This window comes from Fictibacillus nanhaiensis, from assembly GCF_042686385.1.
Classification (GTDB): Bacteria; Bacillota; Bacilli; order Bacillales; family Fictibacillaceae; genus Fictibacillus; species Fictibacillus nanhaiensis.
In genome coordinates, this window is sequence record NZ_JBHUPF010000006.1 from 641,208 (window position 1) to 659,605 (window position 18,398).

At 34.5% G+C, this 18,398-nt stretch carries 14 protein-coding genes; 13 read left to right on the forward strand and 1 reads right to left on the reverse strand.

Features of this window, described 5'->3' with window-relative positions; all coding sequences use genetic code 11:
- Positions 1–105 precede the first annotated feature (105 nt).
- The 11 genes from ACFS5O_RS06800 (at position 106) to ACFS5O_RS06850 (ending at position 13,493) form a co-directional block, all read left to right on the forward strand.
- Entirely contained in the window at positions 106–1,329 is a 1,224-nt protein-coding gene (locus ACFS5O_RS06800; RefSeq protein WP_205725225.1) for a glycosyltransferase, read from the forward strand.
- 16 nt (positions 1,330–1,345) lie between these two features.
- Entirely contained in the window at positions 1,346–2,680 is a 1,335-nt protein-coding gene (locus ACFS5O_RS06805) for a flippase (protein ID WP_205725226.1), read from the forward strand.
- 206 nt (positions 2,681–2,886) lie between these two features.
- Entirely contained in the window at positions 2,887–3,927 is a 1,041-nt protein-coding gene (locus ACFS5O_RS06810) for a Gfo/Idh/MocA family protein (protein ID WP_205725227.1), read from the forward strand.
- Positions 3,928–5,265, forward strand: coding sequence for a nucleotide sugar dehydrogenase (locus ACFS5O_RS06815; RefSeq protein WP_205725228.1), 1,338 nt, complete (start codon positions 3,928–3,930; stop codon positions 5,263–5,265).
- A 66-nt stretch (positions 5,266–5,331) separates the two neighbouring features.
- Positions 5,332–6,447, forward strand: a complete 1,116-nt coding sequence (locus ACFS5O_RS06820; protein ID WP_205725229.1) for a glycosyltransferase family 4 protein — start codon at positions 5,332–5,334, stop codon at positions 6,445–6,447.
- A gap of 14 nt (positions 6,448–6,461) precedes the next feature.
- Positions 6,462–7,712, forward strand: coding sequence for a glycosyltransferase family 4 protein (locus tag ACFS5O_RS06825; protein WP_205725230.1), 1,251 nt, complete (start codon positions 6,462–6,464; stop codon positions 7,710–7,712).
- Positions 7,693–8,808, forward strand: a complete 1,116-nt coding sequence (locus ACFS5O_RS06830; protein WP_205725231.1) for a DegT/DnrJ/EryC1/StrS family aminotransferase — start codon at positions 7,693–7,695, stop codon at positions 8,806–8,808. The genes ACFS5O_RS06825 and ACFS5O_RS06830 overlap by 20 nt, the downstream gene beginning before the upstream one ends.
- A gap of 69 nt (positions 8,809–8,877) precedes the next feature.
- The gene (locus ACFS5O_RS06835; protein ID WP_205725232.1) at positions 8,878–9,588 is read left to right on the forward strand and encodes an acyltransferase; all 711 of its coding nucleotides are present in this window, start codon (positions 8,878–8,880) and stop codon (positions 9,586–9,588) included.
- 175 nt (positions 9,589–9,763) lie between these two features.
- Entirely contained in the window at positions 9,764–11,236 is a 1,473-nt protein-coding gene (locus tag ACFS5O_RS06840; RefSeq protein ID WP_205725233.1) for an N-acetylmuramoyl-L-alanine amidase, read from the forward strand.
- A 134-nt stretch (positions 11,237–11,370) separates the two neighbouring features.
- Positions 11,371–12,822, forward strand: a complete 1,452-nt coding sequence (locus tag ACFS5O_RS06845; RefSeq protein WP_205725234.1) for an O-antigen ligase family protein — start codon at positions 11,371–11,373, stop codon at positions 12,820–12,822.
- Positions 12,819–13,493, forward strand: a complete 675-nt coding sequence (locus tag ACFS5O_RS06850) for a hypothetical protein (RefSeq protein ID WP_205725235.1) — start codon at positions 12,819–12,821, stop codon at positions 13,491–13,493. Before ACFS5O_RS06845 ends, ACFS5O_RS06850 begins: the two co-directional genes overlap by 4 nt.
- 71 nt (positions 13,494–13,564) lie before the next feature.
- Here the strand turns inward: ACFS5O_RS06850 and ACFS5O_RS06855 are convergent, their stop codons facing one another.
- Entirely contained in the window at positions 13,565–15,769 is a 2,205-nt protein-coding gene (locus tag ACFS5O_RS06855) for a SpoIID/LytB domain-containing protein (RefSeq protein ID WP_205725236.1), read from the reverse strand.
- Between the two features lie 319 nt (positions 15,770–16,088).
- Here ACFS5O_RS06855 and ACFS5O_RS06860 point away from each other — a divergent pair, with 319 nt between their 5' ends.
- Both ACFS5O_RS06860 and ACFS5O_RS06865 read left to right on the forward strand, forming a co-directional pair.
- A complete protein-coding gene (locus tag ACFS5O_RS06860) occupies positions 16,089–17,189 on the forward strand; it encodes a glycosyltransferase family 4 protein (protein ID WP_205725237.1) in 1,101 nt (366 codons plus the stop codon).
- Positions 17,190–17,324: 135 nt separating this feature from the next.
- Positions 17,325–18,398: a glycosyltransferase family 4 protein gene (locus tag ACFS5O_RS06865; RefSeq protein ID WP_205725238.1), complete on the forward strand. Its 1,074-nt coding sequence runs from the start codon at positions 17,325–17,327 to the stop codon at positions 18,396–18,398.

The following is an 18,398-nucleotide window of genomic DNA, read 5'->3' on the forward strand; positions in this document are numbered from 1 at the left end:
TATACGTTCCATTCAACGAAATATTATAAATTATATTAATCTTAATGATATAGTGGGTAAAGATTAGTATATTTGATAAACACAATAGTGAATAAGGTGAATTTAATGAAGAAAAAGAATCTACTTTTAATTACAAATCGTTATCCGTATCTACCTGGTGAAGAATTTTTGCATACAGAGTTTCCATATTTAAAGAATGAATTTAACCATATTTATATAGTCACTACAAACGCTCTAATAAAAGAAGAGAACAAAAGAAATCTTGAACCTTTAGTCAAAGTTTTTCATGCTTTCGAACAGAGACATAGCAAAACTTATTTGTTAAATCAGCTGTTTAAAAGTAAGGAAGGTTTAGAATGGGTAAGTAAAGGATTCGGAAAGGTTTTTGCAAATCCAAAAAAATGGTTGAAGCTTTTGAATTGGGTTTCAATCGCCGTTCAAGTTAAAAAAACTTTGGAAATGGTTGTTGAAAAGGAAAATATATCCATTGATAATACAGTAATTTACTCCTATTGGCAAAGTCCTGGAGCGCTAGCCGGTGTAATGCTAAAAAAACAATATGGTTATAAGACAGTGAGTCGAGCTCATGGTGGAGATGTTTATGCTGAACGTCATAACCCCGCATATCTTCCATTACAAGCTGAAGTAATAGAAGGATTAGATCAGTTGTATTTAATATCAGAGGATGGAAAGGACTATTTGTCCAAAAAATATCCAAACGTAAAAGAGCACTTAAGTGTTCGTAAATTAGGTACAAGAGATCCTGAAATTTTAAGTGAACATTCTACAGATGAAGTATTTCGTATTGTTTCCTGTTCTTACGTTGTTCCAGTTAAAAGGTTAGAATTATTAATAGAAGCGTTAAAGCTTTGTAAGCAAAAAATTGAATGGAAGCATATAGGCGACGGACCACTTTTCGAACAGATAAAGCTTCTAGCTAAAGAACTTCCTCCACATGTTTCTGTCAATTTTCTTGGAAACAAAAAAAATCATGAGATTTACGAATACTATGCAGCTAATAAAGTAGATGCGTTCATTAATGTCAGTTCGACTGAGGGAATACCCGTATCTATAATGGAAGTATTTAGTTTTGGAATTCCTGCCCTTGCAACGGATGTAGGAGGGACTAGAGAACTAGTAAATCCTAATACAGGAAGGTTATTGCCTAAAAATATTGATGCTAAAGAGTTAGCAACAGTAATAGACGAGATTGCTCAAATGAGTAAAGGCGAAAGAAGAGAATTAGGAAAAAACGCGCTAAAAATATGGCAAGAATATTACAATGCAGAAGTAAACTTTACATCGTTTGCTAGAGAGCTTTCAGAGTAAAAAGGAATGATAGAGAATGACACAATCAAAACATAGTTTTATTAAAAACAGTATCTTTACCTTTACAAGACAGGTCACTAATATTGTAGTCGGATTTTTGTTGATTATTGTACTGGCAAGATTTTTAGGCCCAACTGGCCAGGGGCAGTACGCCTTAATTACACTAGTTCCCACCGTTATAATGATATTCTTAACACTTGGCATTAACACCTCTACTATTTATTATGTCAGCAGGGATGAGGTTAAACTTCAGACGGTGTATAATAACAACATTATTACAGGAATTGTATTAAGTTTTACGGGAGTAGTACTCGGTGGAATTTTTGTATTATTGTTTAAAGATAAATTTTTTGCTGACATTCCTTATTATTTGTTATTTCTGGGTTTGTTCTCGCTTCCTCCTTTGTTCTTAAGGGAATATTTCCAAACTGTATTTCAAGGATTGCAAGATTTTAAAAAATACAATTCTGCAATGGTTATTCATCAGACTGCCATTCTAGGATTTGTAATCTTATTAGTAATAATTTTTAACGTAGGGTTGACGGGTGCTATTTCTGCATTTCTTTTAGGAAGTTTATTTAGTTTTCTTTATATGAATTACCAGCTTCGAAAAGAATATCACCTAAGATTATCTTTAAAGGATTTTTCGACTGAATATCTTAAATCATCCATAAAGTATGGGATAAAAGCTAATATTAGCAACGCCGCTAGTTTTTTGAATTACAGGGCAGTTATTTTTATTTTAGGGTATTATTTAGTGGATGATGACGTCGGAAGATATGTTGCTGCCATGAATATAGGTGAAAGGCTCTCAATATTTGCGGTTTCGATTTCGAGCGTATTGTATCCAAAGATTGCATCAACAGCAGATGAAGGCGGAAGGAATCGAATAACAAGCATTGTTAGCAGAAATATCATGGCAGTCACTGTTTTAGTTGCGCTGATTGGGATCCCCGTAGCGCCTTTAGTCATATATTTGCTTGGATCGGACTTCTCTGATAGTGTATTGCTACTTCAAATCATCCTTCCAGGTATAGCTCTATTGGCGGTTGAGAAGGTTCTTTCCAACGATATTGCCGGTCGGGGTAAGCCAGAACTAAATATGTATCTGTCTATATTTAATGTTATTTTCAACATCATTATCAATATTATTTTAATTCCAAAATACGGAGTAATAGGAGCTGCATACGCAACGACTATTACCTATACAGTGAGCTTTTTAGTGAAGATTATGATTTTCAAATATGTAAGCGGCCAAGCCTATTCGAACTTTTTGATTTTGAAAAGGTCAGACTTTAATTTTTATATGACCACATTTAGGAAAATCAAAGGAAAATTGAGAAGATCATAAATGTCGATTTAAATGAAAAAAATAGGGAATAATTATGGAGGATACTGAGAAAAGTTTCCTCTTTTCTTTTATAGTCGAAAAGAAAGTAACTAATACGAAACGTGTATGTGTGAAAAGAGTAACAATAAAAGTTGCTATTCTTAAACAATTGTTTAAAATATACATTGTGACAGTAAAACACAGGTTAATAGAAGGAGTATGTTTCCATGACAAAATTCGCTATTGTAGGCTGTGGCCACATTGCTAAAAAGCATGCTGAAGCAATTGATAAAGCAGAAGGTGCTGAGTTAATCGCAGTGTGTGACACTATTCCAGAAAATATGGAATACTACATTGAAAAATATGGAGTAGAGGGCTATCAGAGCTTAACGACTCTTTTAGAACAAGATGATTTAGATGTTATCAATATTTGTACACCAAGCGGTTATCACGCAAATATAGCTATAGCAGCGGCAAATGCAAAAAAACATGTGGTTGTTGAAAAGCCAATCGCCTTAACAATTGAAGATACAGAAGCCATTATTGAAGCATGTAAGAGTAATAATGTGAAGCTTTCTGTCGTGCATCCTAATAGATTCAGACCAGCTATTATGGAACTTAATAAGGTATTAACTGAAGGAAAGACAGGAACAGTTAGTCACGCAAATGCAACTGTTAGATGGAACAGAAATCAAGAATATTATGATCAAGCTCCATGGAGAGGAACGAAATCTCTAGACGGTGGAGTATTAATGAACCAAGCTATACACAATTTAGACCTTTTACTTTGGACAATGGGCGATGTAGAAGAAGTTTATAGTATGGCTGCTACACGTTTACGAAACATTGAAGCAGAAGACGTATCTACAGGACTTGTTCGTTTCAAAAACGGTGCCTTAGGTGTAATTGAAGCTGCAACAACTATTTATCCTTCAAATTTTGAAGAATCACTTGCTATTTTCGGAGAAAAGGCAACAATAAAAATTGGTGGTAAAACAGCTAACTACATTCAACATTGGGATGTTGAAGGTATGGATGATGAATCAGTTAATCAAATCATCGAACAAGTAAAAGCAGATCCATTTGGTAAACCGGGTCACCAATGTATCATTGAAGATATGGTGCAAGCTATTAAAGAAGACCGTGAGCCTATTGTAACTGGTGAAGATGGGAAAAAAGCTCTTCAACTCGTATTGGCTCTATACAAATCAGCTGATACACAAAAAGCTGTTAAAATCTCAGATGTAAGTGAAAGAGAGGACAATTAAATGACTCAAGAACTTAATTTCAGTTCTTCATCTCAAGAACTGTTATCAAAATTAGAAGGTAAGAACGCTACAATTGGTGTTGTTGGATTAGGGTATGTAGGTTTACCATTAGCTGTTGAAAAAGCAAAAGCAGGATTCAATGTTATTGGTTTCGATGTACAAGAAAAAAGAACGCAACTAGTAAATGATGGAATCAATTATATCGGTGATGTTGTTGATGAAGAGTTAGCTGAGCTAACATCTTCAAAAAAACTAATTGCAACTACGGATTATTCAAAGATTGCTGAAGTAGATGCAGTGGCTATTTGTGTTCCAACACCATTAGATAAATATCAGCAACCCGATACTTCTTATGTTGAAAGTTCAGCCACTGATATTGCTAAATACTTGCACAAAGGTATGCTAATCGTACTGGAAAGCACAACTTATCCTGGAACAACTGAAGAAGTTCTACAGCCGATTTTAGAAAAAAGTGGACTGAAAGCTGGAGTCGATTTTCATTTAGCGTATTCTCCTGAACGCGTTGATCCAGGTAACAAGCACTTTAATACAAAGAACACACCTAAAGTAGTTGGTGGATTAACGGGTGAGTGTACAGCAATCGCTGCATCGATGTACCGTTCTGTTCTCGAAGGTGATGTTCATGAAGTTTCAAGCCCTCGTGTAGCTGAGATGGAAAAGATTCTTGAAAATACTTTCCGTAATATCAACATTGGCTTAGCAAACGAAATGGCCATCCTATGTGAAAAAATGGGGATTAACGTTTGGGAAGTAATTGATGCTGCAGCTACTAAGCCATATGGTTTCATGGCGTTCTATCCTGGTCCGGGATTAGGCGGACACTGTATTCCAATCGATCCATTCTACTTAACATGGAAAGCTAGAGAGTATAACTATCACACTCGCTTGATTGAAACTGCTGGAGAAATCAACAATGCTATGCCAGATTTCGTATTAGAAAGAGTAATGAAAATTCTAAACGAAGATAAGAAAGCATTAAATGGAGCACGTGTTGTTTTACTTGGAGTAGCTTATAAGAAGGACATTGATGATATGCGTGAATCACCAGTTCTTCCTATTCTTGAAAAATTAGAACTGGCTGGTGCTGATTGGGTTGTGGTCGATCCACATGTTAAAGAATTTAAGCTTAATGGTAAAATGTATCCAACAGCTGAGATGAGTCAGGAACTATTATCAGGAGCTGATTTAGTAATGCTTACGACAGATCACACTGATTTCGATTATAAAATGATTGCGAAAAACAGCCCTGTTGTTTTTGATACGCGCAATGCCTTTAAAGAACTTCAAACTGAAGTTAAAAAATATCACTTACTATAAGTTGAAAGAATGCCAGACCAACTCCGGTCTGGCCTTTCCATGATACTAGTTGAAAGTAGGGTAAAAATGAAAGTCTCCCACTTGACATCGGTCCATCCTTCCGAAGATATAAGGATATTTATAAAAGAGTGTAGATCTTTAGCCGCAGCAGGATATGATGTTTCATTGATAACCGCTAATACAGGATCTTATGAGGTTGATGGAGTTAAAATCATAGGTTTAGATGTAAAAGCATCTAGTCGTGTATCAAGAATGATAAATGCGACAAGAGCGGTTTATAAAAAAGCACTTGAGATAGATTCCGATGTATATCATTTTCATGATCCTGAACTTCTTTGGGTTGGACTTATGCTAAAGAAAAAAGGAAAAAAGGTAATCTATGATGTACATGAGGATGTTCCAGAACAAGTTTTATCTAAACAATGGATTCCTAGTCCTTTGCGAAAAGTAGTTTCTTTCTTCGTTACAAAAATAGAAAGTTATTGTTCAAGGCGCTTTGATGCAGTAGTAACCGCTACTCCTCATATTTCTAATCGCTTTAAAACATATAATAAAAATACAGTTACTATTCACAATTTCCCAATCTTAAATGAGTTGTTAAATAACATTCAAGAAGTTAAAAATGTAACCTTTAATAATTTTATTTATGTAGGTGGTTTAACCGGGCTACGAGGCACAAAAGAAATGGTTCAAGCTATAGGTGTATTGAACAAAGAAAAGGAAAGTAAGCTAGTACTTGGCGGATCATTTAGTCCTCCTGCTTTGCAAGAAGAGGTACAAATAGAAGAAGGTTGGAAACACACAGACTTCAAAGGGTATTTAACAAGAGCGGAAGTAAAAAAGGAATTAGCAGAAGCTACTGGCGGATTAGTTTTAATCCATCCAGAACCTAGATACGTCGTTTCCTACCCTATCAAGCTTTTTGAATACATGTCTGCAGGCATTCCTGCTATTGCCTCTAACTTCCCATTGTGGAAGGGAATTGTCGAAAAGAACAACTGTGGAATCTGTGTAGATCCATTAAATCCTGAAGACATTGCTAGTGCAATGAAATGGCTGATTGAAAACCCTGAAGAAGCAAAACAAATGGGTGAAAATGGAAGAAAAGCAGTGATTGAGAAGTATAATTGGGAACACGAGAGTAAAGAGCTTGTTTCATTATACAGCCGATTGAAGAGTTGAATTGAGGTGGTATTTTGAAAATCTGGATACTAAATGCTGTGGCTTTAAAACCCAATGAATCTGGTATTACAAGACACTATGATCTGGCTCAAGGAATGAAGAAAAAAGGACATGATATTCGTATCTTTGCCAGCAGTTTTCTAGTCTATCATTTTAAATGGCGCGATCCTAACAGAAAAAACTACTCTGAGAATGTAAACGGAGTTTGGTTTGAGTGGTTATGGAATTTACCTTATAAGGGCAATGGTGTTAAACGTGTGTTTAACATGATCAGCTATTTTATTATGGTCCTGTTTAGAGGTTTATTTTCAAAAGAAAACCCTGATGTTGTTGTAGGATCTTCTGTTCACTTATTTGCTTGTCTTGCTGGCTACTTTTTAGCAAGATGGAAAAAAGCTGCTTACATCGTTGAGCTTCGTGATCTTTGGCCGAGAACACTTATAGATTTTGGTGCTATGTCAGAGAAACACCCTGCAGCTATCATGTTTGGCGCTATTGAAAAGTTTGTCTACAAGAAGGCGGATCGAATTATTGTTACGCTTCCTGGTGCTGTAGATTACATTGAAAGTTTTGGTGTGAAAAGAGAAAACATTTACGTTATATCAAATGGAATTGACTTAGAAAGACGATATGAGATAGATTATGGAACTCCAATTAAATCAGAACTAGAACAAATAAGAAAGAAACATAAAAAAATCGCGATGTATGTGGGTGCTCATGGAATGGCAAATGCGCTCCATTCTATAGTGGATACGGCAAAAGAAATGGATCCAGAGCAAGTAGCTTTTGTTTTTGTAGGTGATGGACCTGAAAAGGAAATCCTTCGGAAAGCTTCTGAAGGTTATAACCATATTTATTTCTTTGAACCAGTAGCAAAAAAAGAAGTAATGGCTACATTAGCTGAAGCTGATGTATTAATTGTCTCAATGCTTAATACAAAGTTGTATCGTTTTGGAATTAGTTTAAATAAGTTAAATGATTATTTACTATCGGGCAAACCTATTTTGTTTGCCGGTAATGTATATAATAATATAGTTGAAATGGCTAATGCAGGTGTTACAGTAGAACCAGAAAATAAAGAGGCTATGAAAAATGGTTTGGACAACCTCCTCTCACTTACAAATGAAGAGAGAGAAGAGATAAAAGAAAGCAGTTTTAAATATGTATCAGCCCACCATGACATCGAGAAATTAGCCGATAAATTTATTGAAGCTTGTCAAACTAATAAGGAAGAGGGTAATAAACATGAAAGTACCTATGCTTGATTTAACACAACAATATCAAACTTTAAAACCACAAATTCAGGAAGCCATTGAAGATGTAATGTCCAATGGGCGTTTCATCCTTGGTCAAGATGTTAAGAAGTTAGAAGAAGATGTTGCGAAATACAGCAATGTTGGTCATGGAATAGGAGTAGCTAACGGATCTGACGCTATTCACATCGCATTAACTGCGTGTGGTGTAGGACCTGGAGACGAAGTAATCGTACCTTCTTTTACCTTTTTTGCAACAGCTGGTGCAGTAGCTCGTGCTGGCGCAACACCTGTTTTTGTTGATTGTGATGAAAAGACATTCAATATAGACCCAGTGAAAATCAAGGAAGCTATTACAGAGAAAACAAAAGCGATTGTACCTGTACATTTATATGGACAAATGGCAGACATGGATCCAATTTCTGAAATTGCAAAAGAGCATAATTTAGCTGTTATTGAGGATGCTGCTCAAGCGATCGGTTCTAAATATAAAGGTAAGTCTGTAGGAGAACTAGGTACTGCAGCAACTTACAGCTTCTTCCCGACTAAAAACCTTGGTGCTTATGGTGACGGTGGTATGGTTGTAACTAATAATGAAGAATTAGCCGAAAAGATGCGTGTTATCCGCGTACATGGCAGTAAACCAAAATACTATCATCATGTTCTTGGTTATAACAGCCGTCTTGATGAACTACAAGCTGCAATTTTAAATGTTAAGTTCCCTCACTTGGATGAGTGGAGCAATATGAGAAGAGAGAACGCACAAAATTACACAGAGTTATTAAATGAGAAACTCCCTAATGAGGTAGTTACACCATTTATTGCAGACTATTCACATCATATTTTCCACCAATATACGATTCGTGTTCAAAAACGTGATGAGTTACAAGCTTTCCTAAAAGACAATGGTGTGGCTTCAATGATTTATTATCCACAACCGTTGCATATGCAACCTGTATTTAAAGAGCTTGGTTATAAAGAGGGAGATCTACCAGTTACTGAAAAAGCAGCAAAAGAAGCTCTATCTTTACCGATGTTCCCTGAATTAAAGCTTGAGCAACAAAAATATGTTGTGGACAAAATCGCTGAGTTCTATAGCAAAAATTAATTCTTTTAATGGTGTTCATCCGCTACGGGTGAACACTGTTTTACATACTTAAGAAAGAAGGTGTCTTATATGACAGTTCAAAAAGGTCAAAATGTTGTAATTGGGGAAAACGTAACTTTTGGTGAAAATGTTGTTATTGGGAATAATGTTGTCATTTATGAAGGAGTTACAATCGGAAATCACTGCATTATTCAGGATAATGCTGTTATTGGTAAGCAGCCAACACGGGCTAAAAACTCTATCCTTCCAGAGGTTAAGAAACTGCCTCCAACTATAATTGGTTCTGGGGTTACCATCAGCACGTCAGCTATTATTTATGCTAATGCCGAATTAGCTGATGATGTATTTGTTGCAGACTTGGCTACGGTTCGTGAAAGAGTAACAATTGGTGAAAAGACGATTGTAGGCCGCGGAGTTTCTGTTGAAAACGATTGTAAAGTTGGAATAAAGTGTAAGCTTGAAACAAATTGTTATATTACGGCATACTCGGAGCTGGGTGATTATGTGTTTATCGCTCCATATGTTGTTACTACAAATGATAATTACATGGCAAGATCCAAAGAGCGTTATGACAAATTTAAAGGTGTAACGATTAAAAACGGAGGTCGTGTAGGAGCGAATTCAACTATTCTTCCAGGTAAAGTTATTCATGAAGATGGGGCTGTAGCTGCAGGCAGTGTTGTTACAAAAGACGTTGAAAAACAAAAAATTGTTGTAGGTAGTCCTGCAAGAGTTTTGAGAGAAGTACCTGAGGATCAGTTATTAAAAAATAATATTTAGTTTTAAAGACCAGAGTGTTTCTAAACATCTGGTCTTTTTTTCCCTAAAGTACTATTAATTTTTTTCCGTATTTTACGATAATATACATGTCGATTAATCTTGTCAGATTAAGGCACATATTGTCGTAAAGGAGGATCGGTTAAAGATTATTAAATTACTTGGGGAGAGATATAACGTGTTGAGACTATTTTTGCCGTTTATTGCGGCTTTTACATTATTTTTATTGGTACCTGAACAAGCTTCGGCATCATCTACCAGACTTTCAGGAAGCGATCGGTTTGAAGTTGCAGTTAACGTTTCTAAGAAGGGGTGGACGAGTGGAACATCCAACGTCGTTTTAGCCAATTATAATGCTTTTGCAGACGCTTTGTCGGCAGGACCGCTAGCATACAAGTTAAATGCACCCGTTCTATTAACACATCCAAAAGTACTCACAGATGTAACAAAACAAGAAATAATTAGACTTAAAAATAAAAAGGTTACCATTATTGGAGGTACAGGAAGCGTATCTTCCTCTGTGGAGAAACAACTAAAGAATATGGGATTATCAGTTGAGAGGATTAACGGTAAGGATCGTTATGAAGTTTCTTATAACGTATCTAAGAAACTCTCTAATAAAGGGAAAGCAATTATAGCTTATGGCTTAAACTTCCCCGATGCTCTTGCTATTTCACCATATGCCTCTAAGAACGAATATCCCATTCTTTTGACGAATCAGAATGCGATACCCAATTTTACAAAGAGAGCAATTAAGGAAAAAGGCGTACAGCAGACGATAATATCTGGAGGAGAAGGGAGTGTTAGTGCATTAGTTGCTCAACAGCTTCCAAAACCAACTCGAATTGGGGGAGCAGATCGCTATGAAGTCGCTGCAAACGTTATTAGAGAATTAAATTTAAGTACATATAACACCTTTTTAACTACTGGTACTACATTTGCTGATGCCTTAACGGGTTCAGTTCTAGCTGCTAAACATAATGCGCCAGTGATTTTAACTCGACCAACTTCATTGCCTGATACTACTAAAGCTCTTATCCAAGACAAAGTGATAAAGCAGGGGACAATATTGGGTGGGGAAGCATCAGTATCTAATCACATTACATCCCTATTTGGTAAGAGTATTGTACTGGATCCAGGGCATGGGGGAACAGACCCAGGTGCAATAGGAAATGGCCTGAAAGAAAAAGACGTAGTTCTAGATGTAGGTTTAAAATCAAAAGAATTATTGAAAAATAGTGGAGCTAGAATTGTAATGACAAGATCAACGGATACTTTTATTACGTTAACGAATCGAGCAAACATGGGTAACAACTCAAGAGCTGATTCTTTTATAAGTATTCATGCAAATTCATACCCTGGCACTAAGCCAAACGGAAGTGAAACATATTGGAATGATGTTTATAATTCTTCGGAGAGTAAGGCCCTAGCAACCGAAATACAAAAACTACTTATCCAAAAGCTACAAACGGATGATAGAAAAGTTAAAGAAGCTGATTTTTATGTGATTAAATACGTGAAGATACCAAGTGTTTTAGTAGAATTAGGTTTTATATCCAATCCTCAAGACGCGCAAAAACTGGCATCACCAACATACAGAAGACTTGCTGCAGAAGCAATCGCACAGGGTACTATTAACTTCTATAAATAATAATAACTGAAGATGATGAAAATCATCTTCTTTTGTTTATTATGAAAATATTATGACTAAACTGTGAACAGTCATTATTTGATAACCATTATGTTATAATGAGTGGGTCAATTTTACGAAGAAAGAGGTTTGGTATGTCTTTCATTCGAGAGAATAAAAATTACTTAGTTCTACTTTTAGTCATGTTAGGTTTAGGAATTTTTATGATAGATCAACTAGATGTATCTATAAAAATAATGACAGTTGGCGTAATGTTCTATACGTTCTTCTTGTTAGGAATCATCTCTATTAAACCATTAATGATACAAAATAAATGGTGGGAAAATATATTTTATATATTCATACTAAGTGCTTTTTTTGGTCCAGCACTTTTAAATTATAATATTGGACCATTTAGCCTTTTTCCGTTTAGAATACTATTTCCTTTGATTGTTTTAATCATGCTTTATTTGTATTTTAAAGACTTGGTTTTCACTTGGAATCAACTTTATACAAAGAAAGTTTTATTACTATTTGTATTTTGGTTAACGTATGCCCTTACTTCATTAATATGGGTTAAAAGTTTAAGCCAAGGTGTAATGGATCTCATTTTTTTACTGATGGGTATAGGAATTATTGTATTTATGGTTTCTTTTGCAAACAAACAGAAGAAGATCAATACCATATACAGTATTTGGATGGTTTCGTTTTTGTTGATTTTAGGAATGGGTGTGATTAATCATTTTTTTCATATTCATTTACCAATTTCAAGGATTTCAACCGCAAATCCTATATATAGCTATATTCCCACTTCGGTATTTGTGAATGAAAATGATTTTGCGAGCTTTATTTCACTAAGTATTTTCTTTGTTTTAAGTGCAATTTTGTATTATAGAAGCAAGTTCATAAAATTTATAGGTTTAATGCTTATCCTAATTTCAATTTACATGCTTGATATTACATCATCTAGGGCAAACATATTAGCAGTCTTTATCGGTTTAGGTTTTTGGTTTGTTTTTTTAACAGAAACTAAATCGAAAATAAAGCTTATTTTCTGGGGAGCTCTAGGATCAGGTATTACTTCACTTCTCTTTTTTGAGAAAGTGAATGCTATCTTTAATGCAATATATCAACTTGTGTTAAGTCTTATAGTAACTTCTGGGTCTGATGAAACTTCAACAGATATAAGATTAAATTTGTTGAAAAATTCTTTTATTTTTTTAGAAAATACGTTAGGTTTTGGTGTAGGAACAGGAAATTCGGAATTTTTTATGAAAAATTATGGAGTGTATCCAACGGGGAATATTGTGAATGTGCACAATTGGTGGGTAGAGATTCTTGTTAATTATGGAGTGGTAATATTTACCCTTTATTGTTTGATCTATCTATATCTAGTAAAAGAACTGTTTATTATTAATAAGGATATTTCAGAACAATCTCAGTTAAAATTAGTCTCGGTTTCACTTCTTTTGGCAATGGTTGTCTTTCCTTTATCGAGTGTTAGTCCAAGCTCGCAAATTGCCTTAAACTATTTTTGGGTTTTATATGGTTTTGTAATAGCGTTCATTAATTATTACAGAGTGAATAATCAGGAGGAACTAAAATGAGCTTGTTAGAAAATGAAAGTATTAAAAGAATCCTAATTAGGTTTAAAAAGTTATTCTTTGTATTGTTATTGCTGCCTATCATCTTTGCGGGGCTAGGGTATTTTCTTGGAATGAACGAGGAAGCGACATACACTGCAAAAGCGGAGATAAGGCTAGGTGAGTTTATAGCTTCATCACAATTTACCAATGTAGGAGAAGTACAGGATCTTCTGAAAAATGAAAACTATCTTAGCAATTTAAACGTAACGGATGATCCAATAGAACTTGCAAGTAAAACCAATCCGATAATAAAACCTAGAAAAGTGATTGAACTTTCTTATTCATCTGATAGTAAGAAAGAAAGTGAAAAGGTACTTCAAAAGTTAGTTAATGCGTTTTTAAAGGATAGTAATGATGTGGTTAATGATAAAAATGATATTAGTTATATGGAATGGAAGGATATTTTAGAAGGGCAGATTAAAGAGTTGGAAGATTCTAATGATGCGAATAAAACAGCAGAAATATCTGACAGAAAAGAAGATCTTGAGAAGCTTAGACCTACACAAATCGAAAAAGACGTATATGTAGAAGAAACAAATAATAATCCATTGAGAAAAGCAATTTTAGGATTCTTAGTTGGTCTTATGTTTAGTATTTCTATCCTTCTTTTTCCAGAAGTTATTCGAAAATAAACGGTAAACAAAACAAAAGCTGATGTTTAAGTTTCACAATCTTGTGAAACTCTAGACATCAGCTTTTTTTACTATTTTATCGTTGAACCATGATAATAGAATTCTAGTATTTGTTTATAGTTTTGTCCTGCGATTGCTCTCCCTTGAGCACCATGCTGACTAAGGCCAACACCGTGACCATAACCACTTCCATTAATCTTGATTGCCCCATCTTTATCAGTTACTGAAGAAATCATAGCTTCTTTAATAGCATTGTATCCAAACATGGATCTAAGTTGGCTCATCGTAACGTCTTGTTCAAAGACATAAGGTTTGACTAAAGGTTTTGGTGTACTATCATCCATTTGAATTTTGCCATTTTCACTCAAGAAATATTCAATTTTTATCTTAGCTTTTAAATTTCTGCCACTACTATTGGTTTCAGGATATACATGTAGAAGCGGAATATGGTGAATTCTTAAGTCAACATTACCATTATTATGGACGTTTGCTTTTAACCAATTCTTCACATTGTTTAGATTAGGGAGATTATTTGTGTTAGGACCTTTTGTTTCCTTAATACTCCACCACCAGTGACCAGGATTTGTTAAATCAAGCTCACTTGTATTAATCTGCTCTTTATAGAAAGATAAATTCCAAGTGTATTTATCATACGGATCTGCTTTTGATATTAAGAATGATCTTCCACCACCAGATGGCCAAACGTCAACACTCGATGCAGTTTGACCGCCATTAGATGAAGTAAAAGGGGCAGTATCGATCAGTGTATTATTTACATATATCATCTCACCATTAGTGTCTACAACTGCCTTTGTTGAATTAGAGTGCCACTGATAGCCACCATATACTTGAAAGGAAGTAGTATCATTAATATCCGTTCGATTCTGATATTTATTAGCGTAAGTTCTAGCTGCAATAGCTTGCGCCTTTAGTGCTTCTTGGTGCCATAAAGCTGGCATTTCCATTGGTACAACGCCTTTTAAATAATCTTCAAAAGGAATATTAAGATTTATTGGTTGAATGGTTCCTGTTTCATTTTTAAATTGCATCTCGCCTATGTAGGGAATATTGTTGATTTTAATAATAGATTTACCATACGCATCCGGTGTTAATAGAAAAGATTGTGTACCAAAATCTTTTACTAGATGTGACCCTTCATATAAAGATAAGGACGAACCAGCGCTTTTAATGCTATAATTCACCCCTGCTTTTAAAGGTAAAAAGTTCGGTAATGAGTTTTCTAGGTTCTCAGAAATAGAGGCATCTCCGCCTAAAACGGTGAACATTGAAATATATTTATCACTAATTACCTCTTGAATTGTCGGAGGCAATGCGGTTGGTCTTGTTAATAATATTGGTGCATTTTCTTTTGCTGCTAAAACAGAACCTGTAAGAGCATCTGCAGACTTTACCCCGTTAGCTACAAACGCTGCTTCAGCCTCAAGTTTCAATTGTTTAATAATATTCGTAGCAACTTCATAACGATCTGCGCCACCTATTCTTACAGGGCTAGGTAGTAGTTTAGCAACATTGGTCCCAACACTGCCCTCACCACCAATAATGATAGTGCTAGTTGTTTGGTTTGCTTTTAAAGCTGCAGAAGTTTGGGTAGGAAGCTGGTCTTTTCTTGTTAATAAGATAGGGAGACCTCTTCTTGATGCGTAAGGCGCTATGGATAATGCATCTGCAAAAGATATTCCGCTTGATACAATTGCTTTCCCTTTAACGCCTACCTCACTGGCTATTTTTTGAGACACTTCATAACGATCCGAACCACTGATTCTTCTTAAACTAATATCCAACTTCATACTAGTAATCTCGTTTTCTACTTGAGAAGCAATACTTCCGCTACCACCAATAATAATGATATTTTTAGGTTTTAATCTTGTTATTTCTTGCTTTGTAAAAGATGTTAATTTGTCTTTTCGACTTAGTAAAATAGGTGCATTCAATTTATAAGCTAAAGGTGCTGCTGATAATGCGTCTGCAAAAGCATCATAATTAGCAATCAACACCGTGTCAGCGCCACTTGCCCATCCTTTCTTAGATACATTGCTAGCTACCTCAAAACGGTCAATGCCACTGATTCGAGTATTATCATTATATTGATTTACACGATAAGACCCTTCAATTGATACGTTAAGACTCGTAGGATTTCCGATATAATTTTGTAGTTTAACTGAAATGCCACCTGCATGAACATTATTTAAAGGCAATAATGTTGAACATATGACGGACAAACCTAAAATACTGCTTGCAACTTTTTTCAAACTCAACTTACATTCCCCTTCCCCATTGCTTGAAAATTAGGAATCTATGTCATATAAAAGGTTATATTTACAGAGATTCCATTAAATATAAATTATAGCAGAAAATTAACAAAATGAGATAAATTTCTACATTTTTTTACAATATAGGAAAAGAATTTTAGACATATTAATATTGTGTTAAGATTAATAATTATCATTGAACATTTTCGAGGTTAACCTTATAATGTCTCAGAGAGCATAAATATAAGTTTAGAGTATGTGTTTTTCTGGGTAAAAGAGAGAGAATTTAAATATTCAGAAGAGTGATAAACAAAGAGGGGATAAAATGAATCTTCAATTAGTTCTAACTTTTCTTATTCCATTCGTTACAGTTTTAATTGTGACACCTTTTGTCATAAAGTTTGCTTTTAAAATTGGCGCTGTTGATAGCCCGAATAAACGAAAAGTTCATCAAAAGATCATGCCAAGACTTGGTGGTCTTGCAATTTTTATCGGAGTAGTAACAGGTTATTATTTCAGTGACTTACAGAATGCGCCATTAACTGGTATTACAATAGGTGCGTTAATCATTATTATTACTGGGATTTTAGATGATAAGTATCAATTAAAAGCTAAGTACAAGCTTCTAGGGCAAATTACTGCTGCATTAATTGTCGCTAAAACAGGTCTTCTAATTGATTTGCTTAACATCCCATTTATCGGAGAGTTTGATTTAACATTTCCAATAGCGTTTCCTTTAACTGTTCTATGGATTATTGCCATTACGAATGCAATAAATTTAATTGATGGATTAGATGGTTTAGCTGCTGGAGTATCATCGATAGTCATTGCAACAATTGCAATTATGGCTGGAATCAACGGAAATGTTATGATTCTTACATTATCTCTAGTTGTATTAGGTTCTACTGTAGGATTCTTATTTTATAATTTTCACCCAGCGAAAATCTTTATGGGGGACACAGGATCCTTGTTCTTAGGATACTCTATAGCCATTATTTCTTTACTTGGTGTCTATAAAAGTGTTACTTTGTTCAGTTTTGTTGTTCCACTAATTATTTTAGGTGTTCCTGTTTTTGACACAACGTTTGCGATAATCCGTAGGCTAGTAAATAAGAAACCTATATCGGCACCGGATAAAGGGCATTTACATCATCGATTATTATCAATAGGTTTAACTCATCGGAAAACGGTAATAACCATTTACTTACTAAGTATATTGTTTAGTGTATCTGCAGCTGTTTTCTCTACTACTACTTTGTGGGGAGCAATATTAATAACTTTTGGTCTCCTTTTACTTCTTGAGTTAATTGCTGAATTGATCGGTTTGGTGCATTATAAGTATCGTCCACTGCTATTTGTTTACGGAAAAGTTACAGGCGACCCGAAATTTATTAATAAAAGTTCAAATTCAGTCAATAAAAACTAAATTAGATTGTAAGGCAGTTGTTCCCTCTAAGGAATAACTGTCTTTTTTATTATTATTATTATTGGTAAATATTCTAATATTTATTATTCGTATTTCTGGAAAACATAAGAGTGATAAATAATTGGAGAGATAACTATGGATAAAATAAATTTGTTGGCTTTTATAGGTTCTTTTATCAGTGTCGTAATTGTTACTCCCTTCGTCATTAAGTTTGCATTAAAAATCGGTGCAGTTGATCAACCGAACAAAAGAAAAGTTCATATAAAACCAATGCCAAGAATCGGTGGGTTAGCCATTTTTATAGGCGTCGTAATAGGTTATTTTATAAGTGGTGTCTACTTCATACCCATTACCGCTATTTCAATAGGCGGTGTTGTTATTCTTTTGTTAGGTATTATTGATGACCTAATAACATTAAGTGCTAAAGTCAAATTAATCTTTCAAATAGTAGCAGCTTTAATTGTTATTTCAAGCGGTTTACTAATAGAAGTAATTCATTTTCCGTTATTAGGTACTTATCAAATTGGATTATTATCATACCCATTAACGCTATTGTGGATTGTTGGTATTACCAATTCAATTAACCTTATCGACGGATTAGACGGATTAGCTACAGGAGTATCATCCATTATTTTAATAACGATTGGATCATTGGCTTTTATTCATGGGAAAGCATTAATTCTTACATTCTGTGTTATATTATTGGCCAGTTTATTGGGTTTCCTCATTTACAACTTTTACCCAGCTAAAATTTTTTTAGGTGACATGGGAGCCCTTTTTATTGGCTACTCCATTTCTGTTATTTCATTGTTAGGACTTTATAAAAGCGTAACTTTATTTAGCATGTTTGTGCCGTTACTATTGCTGGGTGTTCCTTTATTTGATACATTATTTGCGATAATACGCAGAACGATAAACCAAACTGGAATCATGTCTCCAGATAAAAATCATTTGCATCATAGACTAATGAGTAAAGGTTTAAGTCATAAAAATGCGGTTTTATTTATTTATGGTATGGGTGTTATTTTTAGTATAATTGCTATTACTTCAGCTTATACACCATTATGGGGGACAATCATTATTCTACTAATAATGATAATTCTCTTAGTATTATTAGCAGAACTCGTTGGTTTGGTTAACGAAAATTTCAACCCATTTATGAGCTTAATCCGTACAATAAAGAACAAAGAAAAAAAAACAGAGCCGTAA